Annotated in this window: 14 protein-coding genes; 3 read left to right on the forward strand and 11 right to left on the reverse strand. The window is 57.7% G+C overall.

Annotated elements, in window-relative coordinates:
- Positions 1–102 precede the first annotated feature (102 nt).
- On the forward strand, positions 103–621 hold the full coding sequence (locus XH84_RS15405) for a hypothetical protein (protein ID WP_128948418.1): 519 nt from the start codon (positions 103–105) through the stop codon (positions 619–621).
- A gap of 407 nt (positions 622–1,028) precedes the next feature.
- Here the strand turns inward: XH84_RS15405 and hemN are convergent, their stop codons facing one another.
- Together hemN and XH84_RS15420 are read right to left on the reverse strand one after the other, a co-directional pair.
- Positions 1,029–2,366, reverse strand: coding sequence for an oxygen-independent coproporphyrinogen III oxidase (gene hemN, locus XH84_RS15410; protein ID WP_128948419.1), 1,338 nt, complete (start codon positions 2,364–2,366; stop codon positions 1,029–1,031).
- A 1,277-nt stretch (positions 2,367–3,643) separates the two neighbouring features.
- Complete coding sequence (locus XH84_RS15420) at positions 3,644–4,360, reverse strand: sulfite exporter TauE/SafE family protein (RefSeq protein ID WP_128948420.1); 717 nt, start codon at positions 4,358–4,360, stop codon at positions 3,644–3,646.
- 1,083 nt (positions 4,361–5,443) lie between these two features.
- Between XH84_RS15420 and XH84_RS39795 the strand changes: the two genes are divergently transcribed.
- Positions 5,444–5,581, forward strand: a complete 138-nt coding sequence (locus XH84_RS39795) for a hypothetical protein (protein WP_164937383.1) — start codon at positions 5,444–5,446, stop codon at positions 5,579–5,581.
- Positions 5,578–5,739 (forward strand): helix-turn-helix domain-containing protein, encoded by a 162-nt coding sequence (locus XH84_RS15430; RefSeq protein ID WP_128948422.1) that lies wholly within the window; start codon positions 5,578–5,580, stop codon positions 5,737–5,739. Before XH84_RS39795 ends, XH84_RS15430 begins: the two co-directional genes overlap by 4 nt.
- A 354-nt stretch (positions 5,740–6,093) precedes the next feature.
- On the opposite strand, the gene XH84_RS15435 is transcribed toward XH84_RS15430, so the two are convergent.
- The 9 genes from XH84_RS15435 to nodD1 all read right to left on the reverse strand — a co-directional run bounded on the left by XH84_RS15435 (position 6,094) and on the right by nodD1 (position 15,990).
- Positions 6,094–6,819: an outer membrane protein gene (locus tag XH84_RS15435; RefSeq protein ID WP_128948423.1), complete on the reverse strand. Its 726-nt coding sequence runs from the start codon at positions 6,817–6,819 to the stop codon at positions 6,094–6,096.
- Positions 6,820–7,589: 770 nt separating this feature from the next.
- A complete protein-coding gene (locus tag XH84_RS15445) occupies positions 7,590–7,871 on the reverse strand; it encodes a hypothetical protein (protein ID WP_128948424.1) in 282 nt (93 codons plus the stop codon).
- A 1,024-nt stretch (positions 7,872–8,895) separates the two neighbouring features.
- Positions 8,896–9,258: a NolY gene (locus XH84_RS15455; protein WP_128948425.1), complete on the reverse strand. Its 363-nt coding sequence runs from the start codon at positions 9,256–9,258 to the stop codon at positions 8,896–8,898.
- Between the two features lie 1,142 nt (positions 9,259–10,400).
- Complete coding sequence (locus XH84_RS41395) at positions 10,401–10,757, reverse strand: ABC transporter substrate-binding protein (protein WP_271526449.1); 357 nt, start codon at positions 10,755–10,757, stop codon at positions 10,401–10,403.
- On the reverse strand, positions 10,757–11,410 hold the full coding sequence (locus tag XH84_RS41400; RefSeq protein ID WP_283811949.1) for a branched-chain amino acid ABC transporter substrate-binding protein: 654 nt from the start codon (positions 11,408–11,410) through the stop codon (positions 10,757–10,759). Before XH84_RS41400 ends, XH84_RS41395 begins: the two co-directional genes overlap by 1 nt.
- Positions 11,411–11,827: 417 nt before the next feature.
- Positions 11,828–12,541 (reverse strand): MerR family transcriptional regulator, encoded by a 714-nt coding sequence (locus XH84_RS15470; RefSeq protein ID WP_208757090.1) that lies wholly within the window; start codon positions 12,539–12,541, stop codon positions 11,828–11,830.
- 122 nt (positions 12,542–12,663) lie between these two features.
- On the reverse strand, positions 12,664–12,873 hold the full coding sequence (locus XH84_RS15475) for a hypothetical protein (RefSeq protein ID WP_164937384.1): 210 nt from the start codon (positions 12,871–12,873) through the stop codon (positions 12,664–12,666).
- A 551-nt stretch (positions 12,874–13,424) separates the two neighbouring features.
- A complete protein-coding gene (gene nodD2 / locus XH84_RS15480) occupies positions 13,425–14,417 on the reverse strand; it encodes a transcriptional regulator NodD2 (protein ID WP_128948426.1) in 993 nt (330 codons plus the stop codon).
- Between the two features lie 628 nt (positions 14,418–15,045).
- Positions 15,046–15,990: a transcriptional regulator NodD1 gene (nodD1, locus tag XH84_RS15485; protein WP_128948427.1), complete on the reverse strand. Its 945-nt coding sequence runs from the start codon at positions 15,988–15,990 to the stop codon at positions 15,046–15,048.
- Positions 15,991–16,095 lie beyond the last annotated feature (105 nt).

Consider the following 16,095-nt stretch of genomic DNA (forward strand, 5'->3'; position numbering starts at 1 on the left):
ATTGATTATTGTCGACGCTGGCAGCTCCTGGAGCGCGGGAGCATCGCGGGCTATCGCGTCGACAAAATAAGCCTGCTGGCATGGGATCTTGAGCGAGGGACAATGGACTTGATTGATCTGGCGGCCGCTGCAGACTTGCGGCCGCTCTTGCGCGGGCCGTCAAGACGGATTCTCCCGGTTTTGGTGCTCCCGCTTATCCTCGTCGGCTCGTGTGCTGCCGGCGCCTGGCTTTGGGCTAACCTTGAAGAGCCTGTCGAGACGCCGGAAAGCAGCGAAGTCGCTTCAACGATGAGCCTGCCTCCGGAGGACAGGGCATCCTTGTCCGAGATAAAGTGGGCACAGCAGAAAACTGGTGATGAGATCGCAGAACTCAACCGCCGGATCGATGCCCAGCGGGATGTCCTCAAAGGGATCCTGGATCAGATCACCATGCTGACTTCGCGGATCGATGCGCTGCAGAGTTCAACATCTGTCCCTTCTGCTGCTTCCGAGCCTCCTTCTTCGCCAGGGCCGGCTGTTTCGAGCGTCGCCAGGAAACGCTTCGGGCGATCCAAACCACAGGGACCTGTTTCCGTCGGAGGCGCGCCAGTGATTGTCGGACCGAAGACACCCGATCCTTGAGTCTGAGACACTGCAGGCGTGGTCGAGTGTCCAACGGTGCTCGAGGAGGTGGACCGTAGCTTCGCAAAGCTGCGTCCAGCCGTAAAATTCTCGAAACTGGTGCGGGCGCCGGCGTCTCCAGCGGCACGTCGCTGAGGCCGTCACCATTATCAAGAGCGCTCAAGGGGAGGCGGGGCAGAGCCCTTTCGGCATGATCGAGCCGTGGCCCTGAACGGCGGAATCCGCTGCGCCTCTCCTTCAAATCGGCTTCCTTTTAGTCAGCCCTCCCGGTTTGGGACCATATCTGAGAGGTCGTTGTCGTGACACCGCCGCTCCATCCTCGAAATCTGGCCTGTCTGCCGGAGGTGCCTCTTCAGATCATTCCGTTCGAAGAGCTCAAATGTTTGAAATCTGCTCACATGCGCGGCTTAGTTAATAGGGGTACGGTCGAGATAGGTGTCGAATGCGGCAGCAACAGCACGAATGAGAAACCGGTGTTCCTGCTTGACCCGAATGAATCCCTCTTCAATGTCCACTATTCCGTCTTCGGCGAGCATTCCCAGCCGGTTGGCCGAATTGAGAAGAGGAATCGGATCAAATCCGTGAGCAGCACAGATCGCTGGTACGTCGGCCTGCAAATCGCACATCAGACGCTCGATAATTGCGGCGCGGAGGCGATCTTCGGGGGAGAGGCAGTAGCCTTTTGAGGTTGCCGGACGACCAGCCTGAATGTGTTCGTGATAGGAGGCGGTTGCGATCTCGTTCTGGACGTAACCCTCACGCAGACGGCCGATGGCTGACGGACCTAAGCCGATTACGGTTTTGCAGGTATCAGCCGAATAGCCTAGGGAGTTGCGGCGCAGCCGACCCGATTTCTGCGCGAGCGCGAGCTCGTCGTTGGGCAGGGCGAAATGGTCGAGCCCGATCTGGCGGTAGCCGGCCGAGACCAGCGTATCTGCAATGGCCGCAGCTTGCTCCGCGCGGGCGACATTGTCCGGCAGCGCCGTCTCATCGATCTGGCGCTGGCGTTTCATATAAGAGGGGACGTGAGCATAGCCGAAAACCGCAAGCCGGTCTGGCCGCATGGCCAGAGCCGTCCGTGTAGAGTCCACGCAAGACCGCACCGTCTGATGTGGGAGTCCGAAGAGAAGGTCGAAATTGATGCGGCTTATCCCATGCTGGCGAAGAGTTTCGACGACAGACACCGTCTGCACCTCGCTCTGCACGCGGTTCACCGACCTTTGAACCACCCGATCGAAGCTTTGCACGCCGATGCTCGCGCGATTGACGCCGGCCACTTGTAATGTTTCGACCATCTCGGCCGTGAACGCACGCGGGTCGATTTCTATGGCGATGGTAGCTGATTTGCTGAACGCGAAGCAGCGTCGCAGGAGTCCCATCAAGGCGAGGAAATCGGCCGGTGCAACGGTGGTCGGCGTCCCGCCGCCGAAATGCACGTCGCTGACCGGCAGAGCGCGAGGCGCTTGCTCTGCGACCAAACGTATCTCGGCATGCAACGCCGCCAAGTATTTGCGAATCGGTCGCTCGCTGCGAGTGAGGCTTGTAGGGAAGCCGCAATACGAACAGATAGAACGACAGAACGGAACATGGATGTATAGCGACACGGGATCGTCGGGCGGCAGCCGCCTCAACCACGTCTCACAAATCTTGGCACCGACAGTCGCGGAGAAATCCGGTACGGTCGGGTATATGGTGTACCAAGGCAGGCGAGCGTCGCAATATTTGTTCAGGAGAGACGTCTGCAAAGCCTAACTCTCTCGTGGTCAAGCGGCATGAAGCTGACCGATGCCCACTGTTATGTCTTTGCGCTATGTCAAAGGGGTCTAACGGTCCCTGAAGTTTGGCCTGCTTTCGATGTCACTGCTAAACGCAGCGTAGGGGTTCAGGCCTGGAAGTGAGAGCCGCTCCTCCGCGATTATTTGTACGTTTATGGTGGCATATGAATTTCTGCGAGGACGCTCGAATTGGCGCGGCGTGCCGCGGCTAGCCGCGCGCAGCATCAATCGCTCATCGGGCAGCGTCGTTTCCGCATTCCCTGGCGTGCTACCTCTTTGCGACGCAAACAGGGATCTTAAAACCTCAGCAGGGCAGCTGAGCTTGTTGCTGTTCAACCCGGCTTTCCGAGGAAAGGTCGACGTGGTTGCTCTGCAATGCCGTTCAAGGCCGGAGCGTCACGGAGATAAGTGACTTGCTAGATCAGAGCGCGATTTGCGATTGCAGCACATGACGTTACGTGCGATTCAAGTCTTTTGGAGCAGCTCAGAAAAACGTTTTTTGGTTTCAAGCATAAAATCAATGAGCCTCAATTCCGCCACGCTGCTTGTCTCATTGCGGGAAGCATCATCACGGATGTACTGATGATGTTGGGGTGGCCCCGGCGCACTTTACCGCCCCCCGCGAGGTGCGTCGGGACGCCTTGGTTCGCCGGCGTCTCGTTCAGATCCAAATACATGTCACCAACTCACAACGACTTGGACGTCGTGCTGATGGCAAACGCGAGCTCGGAACGATCTGCTATACGTTCTATTCTGCTTCATCGTTGAGGCGTTTCGTTTCTGATAACACCGTTGCAGCTGTTGATCGGCCAGATCGGATATCTGTGTAGTCTTCATTGGCGTCGCATCAATGCGATGAACCTCCAGATTCAGTTCCACATAAGCCTCCTGGTGAGGCGTCGCCGATCTCGGCTATGGCCTGGCGAGGCTTCAATCAAGTGTGCCGAACGAAGAGCACCTGATGGACGGCCTCGTTTGCTCGCCCGGCCTGCCCGACGTTGATCCTCCCGTCGATTGGAAGCGCGAACCGGATGCGATCTAGTACTGACCGTCCGGCTGAGGACCATCAGCCGGAACGCGCTCGGATCCGCCTCACCGTCGCTCGACCCTACGGCTTTTCGCCATCGTGTTGGCGGCTTTCAGAGTTGGGCAAGGCGCTCGGACCAGGCTTGAGCCGCGGCTTGCAGAAACCTTGTACTTCGATTTGACCGCGCTGGGATCCCCGCATGAAAGATGTCGTCTCGACTTCAAGCGCGAACCAATTGAATGCCGGCAACGAGCAGAACCGCCGCCTGTATGAATCTGATGGCTGTCTGGCTCAACCATTTCAGGCCGATTACTGTTCCGGCGACCGCACCCACCAGCACGGCGATTGCGTAAAGAGTCAAATCCGGGGAAGGAAATTGGCCAGTGAAAAGAGCTCCGACGAAGCCGACTGTGGAGTTGGCCAGGATAAAAGGGGGGGATAGCGCGACGGTCTGCCTCGGTGATGCCCAATTCAGTGCGATGAGCGTCGGGGCGAGGAACACACCGCCGCCCACCCCTGTCAGGCCGGAGACGAGGCCAAGGACCGCGCCAATGCTCACGCTTGCCCGGAGCGGAGTTTCGCCGACGCGATCGACGGCTTGTCCCCGGTGCATGATCATTACTGCGCTCGCCAGAAGAAGAACGAGCCCGGTCAGTGTTTTGTACATCTGCTCCTCGAGCACAATCAAGCCACCGGCAAGTGACGCTGGCATCGACGAAAAAAGAAGAGGGCGCAGGAGTGTCCAGTCAACGACCTTGTTGCGGTTGAACAGCCAAGTAGAATAGGTCGCGACAACAATGTTGAGACCAAGCGCCGTGGGGCGCATCTCTGTCGATGACATACCAAAGAATGCCATCAGCGAGAGGAATGCAGTACCGCCAGCCTGGCCAACGCTCGCATATAGCAGGGAGATGATCGCGAAGAGCAGGGAAGCCATGCTTCACCGATTTTGGCGACGACCTTCGCCCTGTTTTACCAAGCCCATCATGATTGGTGCATCTGGTGCGGCTCAAATTGTGTTTCCGATCGGGGGCGGCTCTAATCGTTTCCCCGAATCGCGCGGCCGGAGGTGCAGTCAGTTCAAGTTCCTTAGCGAGTGCCATGTGTGGACCCTCCCATCAATTGCCGAGGTTGGTGGTTGACTGGGCCCCAATAGGGGGGTGAGTCCCTGAGAGGACGGCACTCGAGGAGGGGGCGGCCGAGGTGAGCTGCATTTCTTGCTGTAGCTCACCTCGTGCCGCGGTTCGCGATGGTGCTGTCGCCTTCCCTCCCCATGTCATGAATGCTTCGAGGCACCTACCTCGCAACGAACCGTCCGCGTTCGAAGCCCTTCTGCGACGATTGATTTTGGCGAAATCAACAGTTGGTATGGCACTTGCTAGTCCGATCCGGGGGGCTTCCTTCTGGAGATGCGCATGCAAAATGTCTTCCGCATCAAGCAGGTCTCGCGACTGCGGCTATCTCTTGTTGCGCTTTTGACGTGGCCCTTTTCTGCCCGTTCGGTTCGTTTGTCCCGGGCCTGCCGGACGGGTCCGATGAAGCGTCGGACAACAATGTGGAGAGCATGGCGTCTGCATCGGATCTTCCGTGCTGCTCATCGATCGCGTCACCGGCGCTGTCACACGCCGACGATCAGCGACAGGTTAGCGATGGGCGATGTGAAAGATTGGGAAAAAAGATGACGCTTCTGTTGTCTTCATCTGAAAGCAGGGAATTGGTACTGACAAGACGCAGATCGAGTCCCGCACCGAAACGCGCGTGCTCTACCTTACGTGTATCGCGAAGTTCAGAGCCCAGGATCGCCGTGCTCGCATTCGAGAGAAAGCGAAGCGTCGTTCGGACGCAACTGCGTTTTCTCGCCATGCAAGCTAAACAGACCCAAGCATCTAGCCGTTAGTGCTGCTTGGTTCTTGTCGCCGGCACAGTCCCGGGGGCCCTCGGACCGTCTATCACTAGGGGCATGAGTAAGGTGGAGGCATCTTTGTGTTCGCACCGATTCGATCCACAAGGACGACAGGCGATGATCTCCGATTTCGCCAGCTCCGCCATCAGCGAGTACTTTGTCGATCGCCTCGGAGCAAGGATGATGACGCTATCTCGGCTGCCTGACGATGCGATCATCCTGGCGCAGTCGCCGGCAGAGCAACGAATGCGGTGAATGGCGTCGGAGAGGGAAAATCGTCATGGGAAATTGGGATGATCGTGGGAATCAGCGACAATGCAGTCATTTTTCATGTCGAGAATACGATGGGAAAGCTGGGCGCGACCAGCCGGATTCAAGCAGTCGCGATAGCTATTCGCCTCGATGTTCTTTGAATTCAGTTAAGGAACGAGCGCCAACTGTCACATCTTTGGCTCCCAGTTTCTGGCAAGTTGACCATGGCGCTTTCGGCGAACTCGCAGATATAACGCTCCTTTGGGCAAGTCTGCATCTCGCGCTGGGTGAGGCTCTGGGGCTTCGTAGGGTCGGTGAGATGTGGAATCGGCGGATCTAATGCTCACTGGTCGGAGCATGGCGGCCTCTCTCCATCGAGCGCGTGATCCTTTGCTCAGACGCGCTCGCAATCCTTGCTCCGGAAGTAGGACAGGGGTCCCTAGGGAGAGGGACAGCTGAGGAAAGAACCCCGACCGCCGGTCGGGGTCCCGATTCAAGCAAGCGCGGGGGGACCTTTATCTGGCAAACGGCGAGCCAAACTTGTAGTTGAGCCGTGCCGTGATGAGATCGATGTCCTGGTGCACGCGATCCGCGCCAAGGGCCGCTGGGAAGCTTATGTTGCTGCGCTGCATGAACAAGTGGTTATACTCGACGCCAGCCGACCAGCTCGGCGTGAGGCTGACTTCGGCACCGGCGCCCAGCACGCCACCCCAGCGAACATCACTGTTTTTGCCAATCTCTGTGCCAGTTGCCACCGAGTTGACGTGATAGGTGTTGCTGGTCAGCGCAGCGCCGCCCTTGCCATAAAGGAGGATAGCATTGAACGCGTATCCAATATGGCCCGTGAGTAGACCGAATGCATCTGTCGTGGTGCCAACGGTGTCTGCCGGGAAGGCGGTGCTGACATTGGAGCCGCGGAAGTCGGCCCAGTTGCCCTGGCCTTCGAGGCCGTACACCATGTTGAAGATGTGCCAACGATAGCCGATCTGGCCGCCAATCGTACCGCCAGTCGAATTGTGGCACCCCTCGGAAGCGACGCCATTGAAATCCCAGCAATTGCTGCTCGTTCCCCAGCCACCATTGGCGCCGATATAGTAGCCGGACCAATCGATGATCGGGGCTGCGACCGGCAGCGGTGCCGCCTTGACCTTGACAGGCTGCCCGGCCAGGTCCGTGCCGAATGAGGGAGTGGCCGCACCGAGTGCGCCCATAATGGCAGTCAGAATCAGAATCTTTTTCATTCGAGTGTCGTTTCCTTTCGGTGCCCCCCGGCGCCGTGCGTTTAACAACATGAACGCGAATTGCTGTAACTGCCGCACCACATGTCTTCGAAAGAAATGTCACCAATCGTACGTGGCGTCAGATTGCGGAGCCCGCAGCTTGCCGCTGTTCCGCTTCTACGGAGACGCTACGGCTCGGCAGTGGTTGCCCCGCGCGGATTGTTCTTTGACATGATCGTTCATGATGAGCTACGACGCGAAGCAATCTGGGAGGTGTTTGGCTCCTTCTGTCGCTAAGGAGCGACAAACCCAGGCCGCGCCCTACAATGCTGGACCGATGGCCCGCCTCGGGCGCTCAAGGTCATTCTTTCGGCACGGTGTGCTATCGCTTGAGCGATGCCGGCCGTTGCAGGCTCGATCGCTCTGGCTCGGGAACTACCACAAATCTAGCTAGCTCGAAGTCCGTAACTCTACCACCGATCGATGGGTCGCGAAGCCTGCTGTGGCTATGCTAGACAATGCTCTTGCTTGAAATTGCGCAAGCCCGGGCCGAGCTCAAGGTGAGGCAGAAAAGGGTGGTCGGCTTCCTGGCGCGAGGAATACTAGCGCGGCCGCCCCGTCTCGCCCCCGATTGGGCCTGTATTCAGCTTACTGGTCTTGCGGTCGCCAGAGGAGCGGCAGGCCTCAGCTTTCGGGAACGTTCTCGTCAACGGGGCCGCACATGAGCAGAGAAAAGTCCGCTCGACCACGTGCTGACCCGATTGTTCTACGATAAAGGCGCCCTAAATACCTCAACGGCGCCGGACGCTCTCGCCGGTCCATGTACAAGCGCCTGGTTGCTCGGGCGACAGCGCCAGTTCAGCCCGCAAGTTGCGTATCGCCTCGTTTGCCAGATTCAGAGTATTCCTTTCTCCGTTTCTTATCAAATGCTCGAGGTAAGTGCGCAGTCGGCTATGAAGGACGGCCTTGCGATTATGTGCCAGCAGCGGATCCTTCTCGACAAAGCTCCAAGCCTTCTCAAATGCGACGCTCACGACGGCATCTGGCACCTGCTGGGAAGAGAACTGATCCATTCAAACACTCCTCGACATCCTGAAAGGAAGTACCTTCGCAAAAGCAAACCGAGATTGTGTTGCATGTCTAAGCAAGAAAGACATCAGCTCTGCAAGACTTTCTACCGAGCTGCTCTCGGCGCTTTCAGGAGAGGATAAAGATGCTTGTTGAAGTTGTGATGACCGAACGTCGTGACGGGCACCATTCGAATAATTCTGAAACGAGTGAGACGAGTACGGGTTACCGTGCACTTCATTGCCGCAGTGGTCCTGTTGGTAGGTCACGAGTCACAAGTTGTGGCTCCTGTTCATTTACTCGGAAGATCGGCGCCCACCAGTCGCGACTAAAGCCGAGCATGATGAATTGGACCGCGCGCTCATTTTCCACCCTCAAGCCAAGAAGCGTCCAGACCGCAATAGTCCTTGTGATGTCGAATTGTGGATCATGTAGCGTGTTCCGGATGTGACTTGTCTGTCGGCTTTTTGACATGTCTCGATGGCCCATTGCCGGGTGAGTCACCTGCGCATGGCCTCCTGCTCCGGGTGTGGTGTTTGTTACCGGTCAGTCGCCCTAGAGAGGAGCGAGATGCAACGGCAATGGCGATGCTCCCATAATGGATTCTTTGTCGTCTGGCAAAGACGGTTCGGCCCCGTTCGCTGCGGGTTTGAGACAGACCGGCGTAGGGAAGCCGGCGCAGCGAGGGACCGGAAGCGGCGGTAGTCATCCGAGGTCTCGCACGTATGTGTTGGGTTGCGCTTCCGAGCTCTCGACCCCTGCAGCTGGCCACAGACGTCGAGAGACAGCAAGGTCCAGCTGGATGGAATATAATGTGTCGTCCGCGGCGCAAGATAGAGCGAGCCTGGTTTCGAACGTGGTGGCGAGCAGTTGCTATATGGCAAGCCAGCGGGAGCGGCGCGCCTACGGATGGTGAGCCCATAAATAGAAAATGTCGATCGCTGGTGCGTACGGCCTTAGCGCAACCGTCAGCCCAGCGATAAACGTTCGGTCAACGCCGTCAACCTTCAGAAAAAAGCAAATTAAATCTCAGTCCGCTGCTGCACGTGAAAAAATGAGTTTGGCGATCGTCATTCGATTGGCGGAAGTCCGCAGCGCGGCCGGTAATGCCGCGACAGTCTGATCAAATAGGCGTCCCAGAACCTGAAGGTCCTCGGGGTGGTAAACGCCACGGTCTCGCGACAGTCGCATTCGTCCGTCGCCGGTTCTCGTGTCGCCAAGCCGGCCGAGCTCCAATTCCGCCGTAATCATTTGGCCTATGAGCGCATTAAGTAATCGGATCGCTTCGAGCTCGTTATCTTCTTCGCGCATGAGGGCAGCCACGATCTCGAGTTGCAGGTCGATGCGATCCTCGAGGTTCTGTATGCGTGAATTGGAAGGGTCAAGTTCCACGGTATTTCTCCAAAGTGGTGAAATGCAGGACAGGCTGAGTAGAGGTATCGTTTCCCGTTCGGCAGATGCCCGACGCTTCGCTGGACGTGATTGCTGCACAGGAGGTGCGCTCGGTCCCATAGAGGCGGGCACACATGTGCCGCGAAAGGACTGCAAAGGCGGATGAGGGTCTAGGGAAAAACGAAGAGCGTTGTCGTTGGCGCGGGATTTGAATGGATTGTCGCGCTGTCCAGCGCGTCCGGCAATGGCACCGACTCCGTTGGGGGGCCAACAGCTGATGGTACTGCTTTGCTTGGAGGCCGCCGCGGGGGCATCGGATTGTTGACGCTACAGGCCTCGTCAGAGCGAAAAGTCCAGCCTGCACCGGTGGAAAGGGCAGCTCACCTGCCTGAGTTCTATGCTGCGGACGCATTTACCATCGCCGAACAGTGTGCGTGAGAGCTGTCTTCTTGGAGTCTTCAAGTATCGTGCCAAGGGGAGAGGCGACGACGTGATAGATTCCGCGCGAACTGCGATTGGTCATCGCACTGCATTCGTGCCCCGCGTGTCTCGCTGTCAAACATTGCTCGATGCAGCCACGACAGACCTGGGTGGCGCTGCGACCAAGCTGAAAAGGATCCATTATCGCGCGACATTCGTGAACTTTGCTTTCCGTAAGCCGGCGACCGACTTATGCGGTGATTGGGTTGAATTAGTAAAATAGAAAGTGTTGATGGGATGCATCCAGCTCGTTGATAGCGCCCGTGAGCAGCCTCAGTGCCTTCATCGGGAGTCGGTTAATTGGTGTTTCCTACGGTCTAGGTCTAGCGTGCATAAGGAATGCTGGGCAGCGCTGCTGATCTGCTGATGCCCGATCGAAATTGACCGGCACGAAGTTGCGGGGCGAATAGCGTTGAATCCAACCCTAAAACCCTGGATACTCCCAAGCCGAAGTCAGACAACGGTGCTGCTATTTGTCTATCATCGGATGTAGCACCTCCGGCAGCTCGACGCTGCGTAGCTCTGCGAGCGCCGCAGCGAGAGCGAAAAACGCTCCGAAAGCGGCAAGTATAAAAGAGCTAGCGAGTATCGCTGCAATCAAGTTCGGAGGACGTCTCATCTTGCGTATACTTTGCGGTCGGGAACGCGGCGTTCCGTGCAAATCAGTACCTCGTGACGCGTTCAACATGGCCGTTGCGCCAGCGGTAAACCAGAAATCCAGAAGCCGAGTTGTCTCCTTTTTTGTCGAACCGGACCGGGCCAACCACGGTATCGATCGGCCGTGAACGAAGTGCGCTGGCGACCCGCGCAGGGTCGAAGGAGCCGCTACGGTACACCGCCTCTGCCCAGGCTTGCACAGCTGCATAAGCGTATAGCGTGTAGCCTTCAGCGGACCGGCTGGAAGCTTTGAGGCCGGCGACCGCGCCGGCCGCGTTGGCATTCCCGGCGGGATCGGGCATGAAGGTAAACAGTGTGTCATTCCCAGTGCTGCCGGTAATGGCCCAGAATTCGGAGGTCATCAGGGGATCGTTCGCCATACTCTGAAGTCTGCTTTTGCTTCTGATGCCTGGCGTAGAAACAATCCAATTTCGGTATGATAACCGCCGATATAGGCGACGCGCACCCGATCCTTCTTCATTCTTGAGACCAACGCTCTGAAGTCCTTTTCGCCGGCAACATAGCTTTGCCGAGTGACTTGTCGTCCGAATCGATGAAGCCGGGCTTCAACCACGTCGGCAATTCGCTTGCCAGCAGTGCTCTTATCGTCGAGCACCGCGATATTCTCGTTGGGATAATTCATGTGAATGTACTCGGCGGCAACGGTTCCCTGTTGGTCGTCGCGGCCGCAGATCCGAAAGACAGTCTCAAGGCCGCGATCTGTAAGCTGAGGAGTTGACGAGCCTGGTGACACCTGAACGATGCCTGCTTCGGCGTAGATGTCGGAGGCGGGGATCGAGGAAGAGGAACAAAAGTAGCCAACCACCAACAGGACCCGCTCTGTCGTGAGCTTATTCGCGACTGCGACAGCTTGCCTGGGGTCGCAGGCGTCGTCAGCGACACTCAATACAACCTTGGCGTTATCGGGCAGTAGGCCCGAAACATTCAAGACTTCGACTGCCGCAGCCGCACCATCGCGCATTTGGGCGCCGAACGCGGCGCTGCTTCCGGTCATTGGGTCAGCCACGGCGATCTTTATTTCAGAGCCGCGCGCAGACGGACCGGCGAGAGCGCAGAAGAGAAGCGCTGCACTCGCAACAGAGGCGGGCCGCCTATTCACCATTGTAGAACTTCCAATGCTCACCTGAAGTGAACCACAGTTAGTTGTAAGCTTGCACGTCGGCAGGGCGAGGTTGCCTGCCGAGCAGACGTGCGATGGCTCAGTGAGCTTCCAACTGGAAGGTCTACAACTTGACGTTACGTGCGGATCAAGCCCTTTCGGGAGGGAGCGATGGAGCTGTCAGGGAAGCGAATCGATGGGCGATGACCATCTGCCCATTCCCTGAGACTCTCAGCCGCATCAGAGAGCGGCCGGTTAACCTAGCGCTTCTAGAGGTTGTCCCGGAGACGTGTGGAACCGGCCTTGAACGCGTCAGTACGGCTGATCCTCCAACCCGCTAAGGGCGAGATCGAGATATTGCATCAGGCAGGGATCCCAACCAGCCAGACTGCGGGGGGCGCTTAATCGTGCAAGTACCTTCAGGATCATCGAAACGCGTGAATCGGCGCCGGCGATTTCGCTGATCAGCAAGCGTGCTGCAACTGCGACAGTCTTTGCGCGCTCGCCGCAAGGGTGCTCGCCCCGATCCATGCAGTCGCGAAGGTCGTCGCGGATTCGGCGCCAGCGGTCCTCGCGCTCCGCAGCTAAATTGCAGGTGCATTCGGACGTCTGACTACGCGTCTCAACCCGCGACATGGCATTCAGGGTGGCAGGCAGCTCATGCACACTTACCTGCGCCTCGCCGTCGATGGTCATGTTGCGCAAACGGTCCCGTAACAAAGTTGCTCGCGCGACTTGAAGTTCTATGCGCTCTAGGTGTTTGCGCAGCAGGTCCGTGAGTGAGGTCGTGCCTTCCATAGCTTTACGGATCTCGATTAGCGAGAAGCCAAGCTCACGCAGCGCGCGAATCTGGTGAACCCGCTGCACGCTTTCGCGGTCATACATCCGGTGACCGCCGTCAGTACGCTCTGTGGCGGCTAGGAGTCCAGTGTGCTCATAATGGTGCAGCGTGCGTACCGTTACTCCGGTCGCCTCTGCAAGTTCGCCAATGCGCCATCGACGCCTTCTTGGTGTAGCTCTGTTCATGTTGTTCAATTTCAAAGCCTACAACCTGACGTCACGTATGATTCAAGCGGCTTTCTAAGCTCCAGCTGAATCGTCTTCCACCCCGACACGCGAGTGGTGACTATCCTTAGAATGGCGGCCGATCAACCCTTAGGGGAAATGGTGATCAACAACTTCGTCAGGCGTGCCAGTTGAGCCTCGCCAGCCGCTGTGCGCTCCAGGATGAGCTTGGCGATTGCCGTGCGGTTCTCTGGACTCCGCATCGATGGAGGAAGCGCGTTGACGGCGCCGTCATAAAGTCGTCCGAGGGCAGAAAGCTCTTCTGGATCGAACACCCCGCTGCAAAGCTTCAACGTTCAGCTCCTTGTTTGAAATTGGTCAGCGCAGCGCACGTCGTCAAGACGTTTGGCTGCGGTAGGGCCAAAACAAGTCATACCTGCGGCGCGGAGCAATGAAGGTGTGATGTACTGCTGGGTGATGCGCTAGCGCCACACGCGTGCGCGATGCTTGCTTCGACTGCGCGGCTGGTCCGACGATCTCTATGCGAGCAGTGGATGTTGGTAGGACTCCGAAGACGCTGATCGTCTCCGTTCATCGGGAGCAACGACTGACTGACACGACAAGAGCTGCCTGCCTGTCCTACCTCCTTGAGACAGGTGCGCCCGCACCCGCAGTTGCAACGGAAGCGCCTAGCTTCAACGCGAGCTCGTCGGTTTGTCCCCGTCCACGTCGCTAAAATCAGGCCGGCAGTCTGCCGCGCCTAGGCGAAGATGCGAGGAACTACATAACGTCCTACGAGCCGGTGGGTCGCGAGGAGCTTTATCCTCCGACAATGAGAGCAAGATACGCGAGGTGTGTTGAGACAAGTGTTGGAATGCGAGGACCGTAGACTTTACGGATGGGCTTACGGCAACGGGGAGACAGATCGTACGAGATGTCCCGCGGTGTCTGCTTCTTCCGAGAGGCTGGTGACAGGGAGCTCTTGTGTAGTTGCCATGCGGGTGGCCTCCTGCAACAATATATCCCTCATCCACAGACTTCCCGGGTCGCTGTTCTGAAGCGCGGGCCATTGGACCGCCTCAGTGAAGGCGGGGAATGGATGCGGAAGCTCGACGATCTTAAGGGGCATCGTTCTTTGGAAATGCCTCACGAGCCCTAACGGCATGGTGCCTATGCGGTTCGTCCCAACCAGGAGGGGCGGGATCATACTGAAGCTCTGCACGAGAATGTCGATGCGCCGAGTGGGGCCGAGATCCATTAAGAATGAATGCTCAACTGGCGTTTGGGGCGCACCTTCGTGCTTAACTGCAACGTGACCCATCGACATATATCGATCGAATGTAAGCCGGCGTTGTAATTCCCTGTTGGTGCAGCAGCCTACGCAGACGAGTCTCTCCTCGAATAGGGCCGCTCTTGGGTGCGTGCTGGACATGAAAAAATCTGGCAAGATAACAAAATCGACTTCGCCGCGGCGGAGGAGCTCCTCGTGCTCATCGGTCGGCGCCTCCAGTTGGAAGCTGACGGTGGGGGCTTCTCGCGTGACGCGCTCTACGACATTTCGGAAGAATACAACTGTTATAAAATCCGAAAGGACGATCTTGAATCGGCGGTTCAATCGAGCTGGGTCGAACGCATCCCGCGCCATAATCGAGAGTTCAATGTGCATTAGAGCCTCGCGCACAGGAGCCGCCAGCCCTTGCGCGCGTGAGCTCAAGACAAGTTCGCGCCCCCTCATTCCAAACAGCTCATCACCGAAATAGGAGCGCAGCCGGGCAACGGCCGCGCTCATGGCCGGCTGACTGAGATTGATCTTGCGTGCCGCTGAGGAGAGGTTGCGCTCAGCTATTAAAGCGTCCAGCGCGACGAGAAGGTTTAGATCCAGACCTTTGAAACGCATCTCTTCCTATCCGGCAGAAACGTCCTTGCTACGCAAAAGCGTGCCGTGACGGCTGCGTCTGGAGCAATCGTCTCGACTCGCCCGAGTTGACATCGCGCAATCCTGCTACCGCGAAAGGAAGCTCGCGAAATTCCGCAAGAATGGAGAGCGAACGCTAGGCCAATCGGCAGCGGCGCGTAAGCGTCAGGAGCCTCTCAGCTGATTGGTCTCGCCGGTTTCTGCCCGACAACGCAGCTGAGTCCGGTCGTTCGCTAATGGCAGATCAACCCACAGTCCGCGAGCTCGCCAAAGCGACCTGTCGAGGCTGCGTCGTGCAGCGTTAGTCACGACGGTGAACCTACAACCTGACGCAATGTGCGATTCAAGCCATTTTATTCGCGAAGCTATACATTTTTTACTGGAGGCATGTCCGGCCGCGACAGCGGCTGGCGTAGCCTGAATCCGGCGCAAGCGCATCAAAATAGACCTTCAGTTACCACGCTCACCGGGGAAGTCTTCGCAAGCGATTGCCGCAATTGCGAGGTCTGTGGCGGTTTCTCCGCAAAGGACCCTGAAGCGAGGAAAGGGACCGAGCACGTCGGAGGGGCAAGCGTGCCTAGGATGTCCAAAGCGTAGCTTGCGGGTAAGCCTAACAGCGCCTGCGAGCCGGAGGCGTTTGCTCCCCAGATGCCATGTTGGATGCCTCCTCGAGCAATATCCGCCGCATCCAGATGCTCGCCGGGTCGGTGTTGTGGAACGACGGCCACTGCACGGCCTCTGTGAATGTGGGGAGAGGGAGCGGCGGTTCGATGATCCGCAGTGGCATTCGCTTTTCGAAGTGTCTGGCCAGCCGTAAGGGCATCGTGCCGATGCGGCTCGTGTCTAACAATATGGGCGGAATCAGGCTAAAACCCTGCACAACGACCTCGATTCGTCTCCTCAGACCGTGCTCAAGCAAAAACCATTCTTCGAGGTTCGGTCTCAGGGCCCGTCCGAACTTGGCAGTAACGTGCCCCATCGAGATGTATTTCTCGAACGTAAGCTGCCGGGATAGCTGCTTATTCGTGCGGCATCCCACGCATACGAGGCTCTCATCGAACAGCGTCGCCTTAGGGTGCGAGCTCGACATGAACAGTTCCGGCAGAATGAGAAAGTCGACCTCGCCCCGCCGCAGCAGCTCATCCGGTTCATCAGAAAATGGCAGCAGTTCGAAGCGCACTGCGGGAGCTTCTTGTGCCATGCGGTCCACAATTCTGCGAAAGAAAACGATCGTCATGAAATCTGAGAGAATGACCCTGAAGCGTCGACTCGACTGAGCCGGGTCGAACGCGTCCCGTGATATGATCGAGAGTTGGATGTGCAGCAGGGCCTCGCGAACCGGGCCTGCAAGCGCCTCCGCGCCAGGTGTCGGGACGAGCTCGCGACCTCTCATAGTAAATAGTTCATCGCGGAAATAGGTGCGCAGCCGTGCGATCGCAGCGCTCATAGCGGGCTGACTCAGGTTAATTTTACGAGCCGCCGCTGTGAGGTTGCGTTCCGTCATCACGGCGTCGAGCGCAACGAGAAGATTTAGATCAAGTCCCTTGAACCGCATGCTGTCAGTCTATCCATCGCGTGGATGTGTTGCATCGAAACAATCGATTTTACCAAACTGCGGGAAATTGGATAGCAAACTGAAGTTTGCAAAAGTAATTGGGCG

Source organism: Bradyrhizobium nanningense, assembly GCF_004114535.1.
Classification (GTDB): Bacteria; Pseudomonadota; Alphaproteobacteria; order Rhizobiales; family Xanthobacteraceae; genus Bradyrhizobium; species Bradyrhizobium nanningense.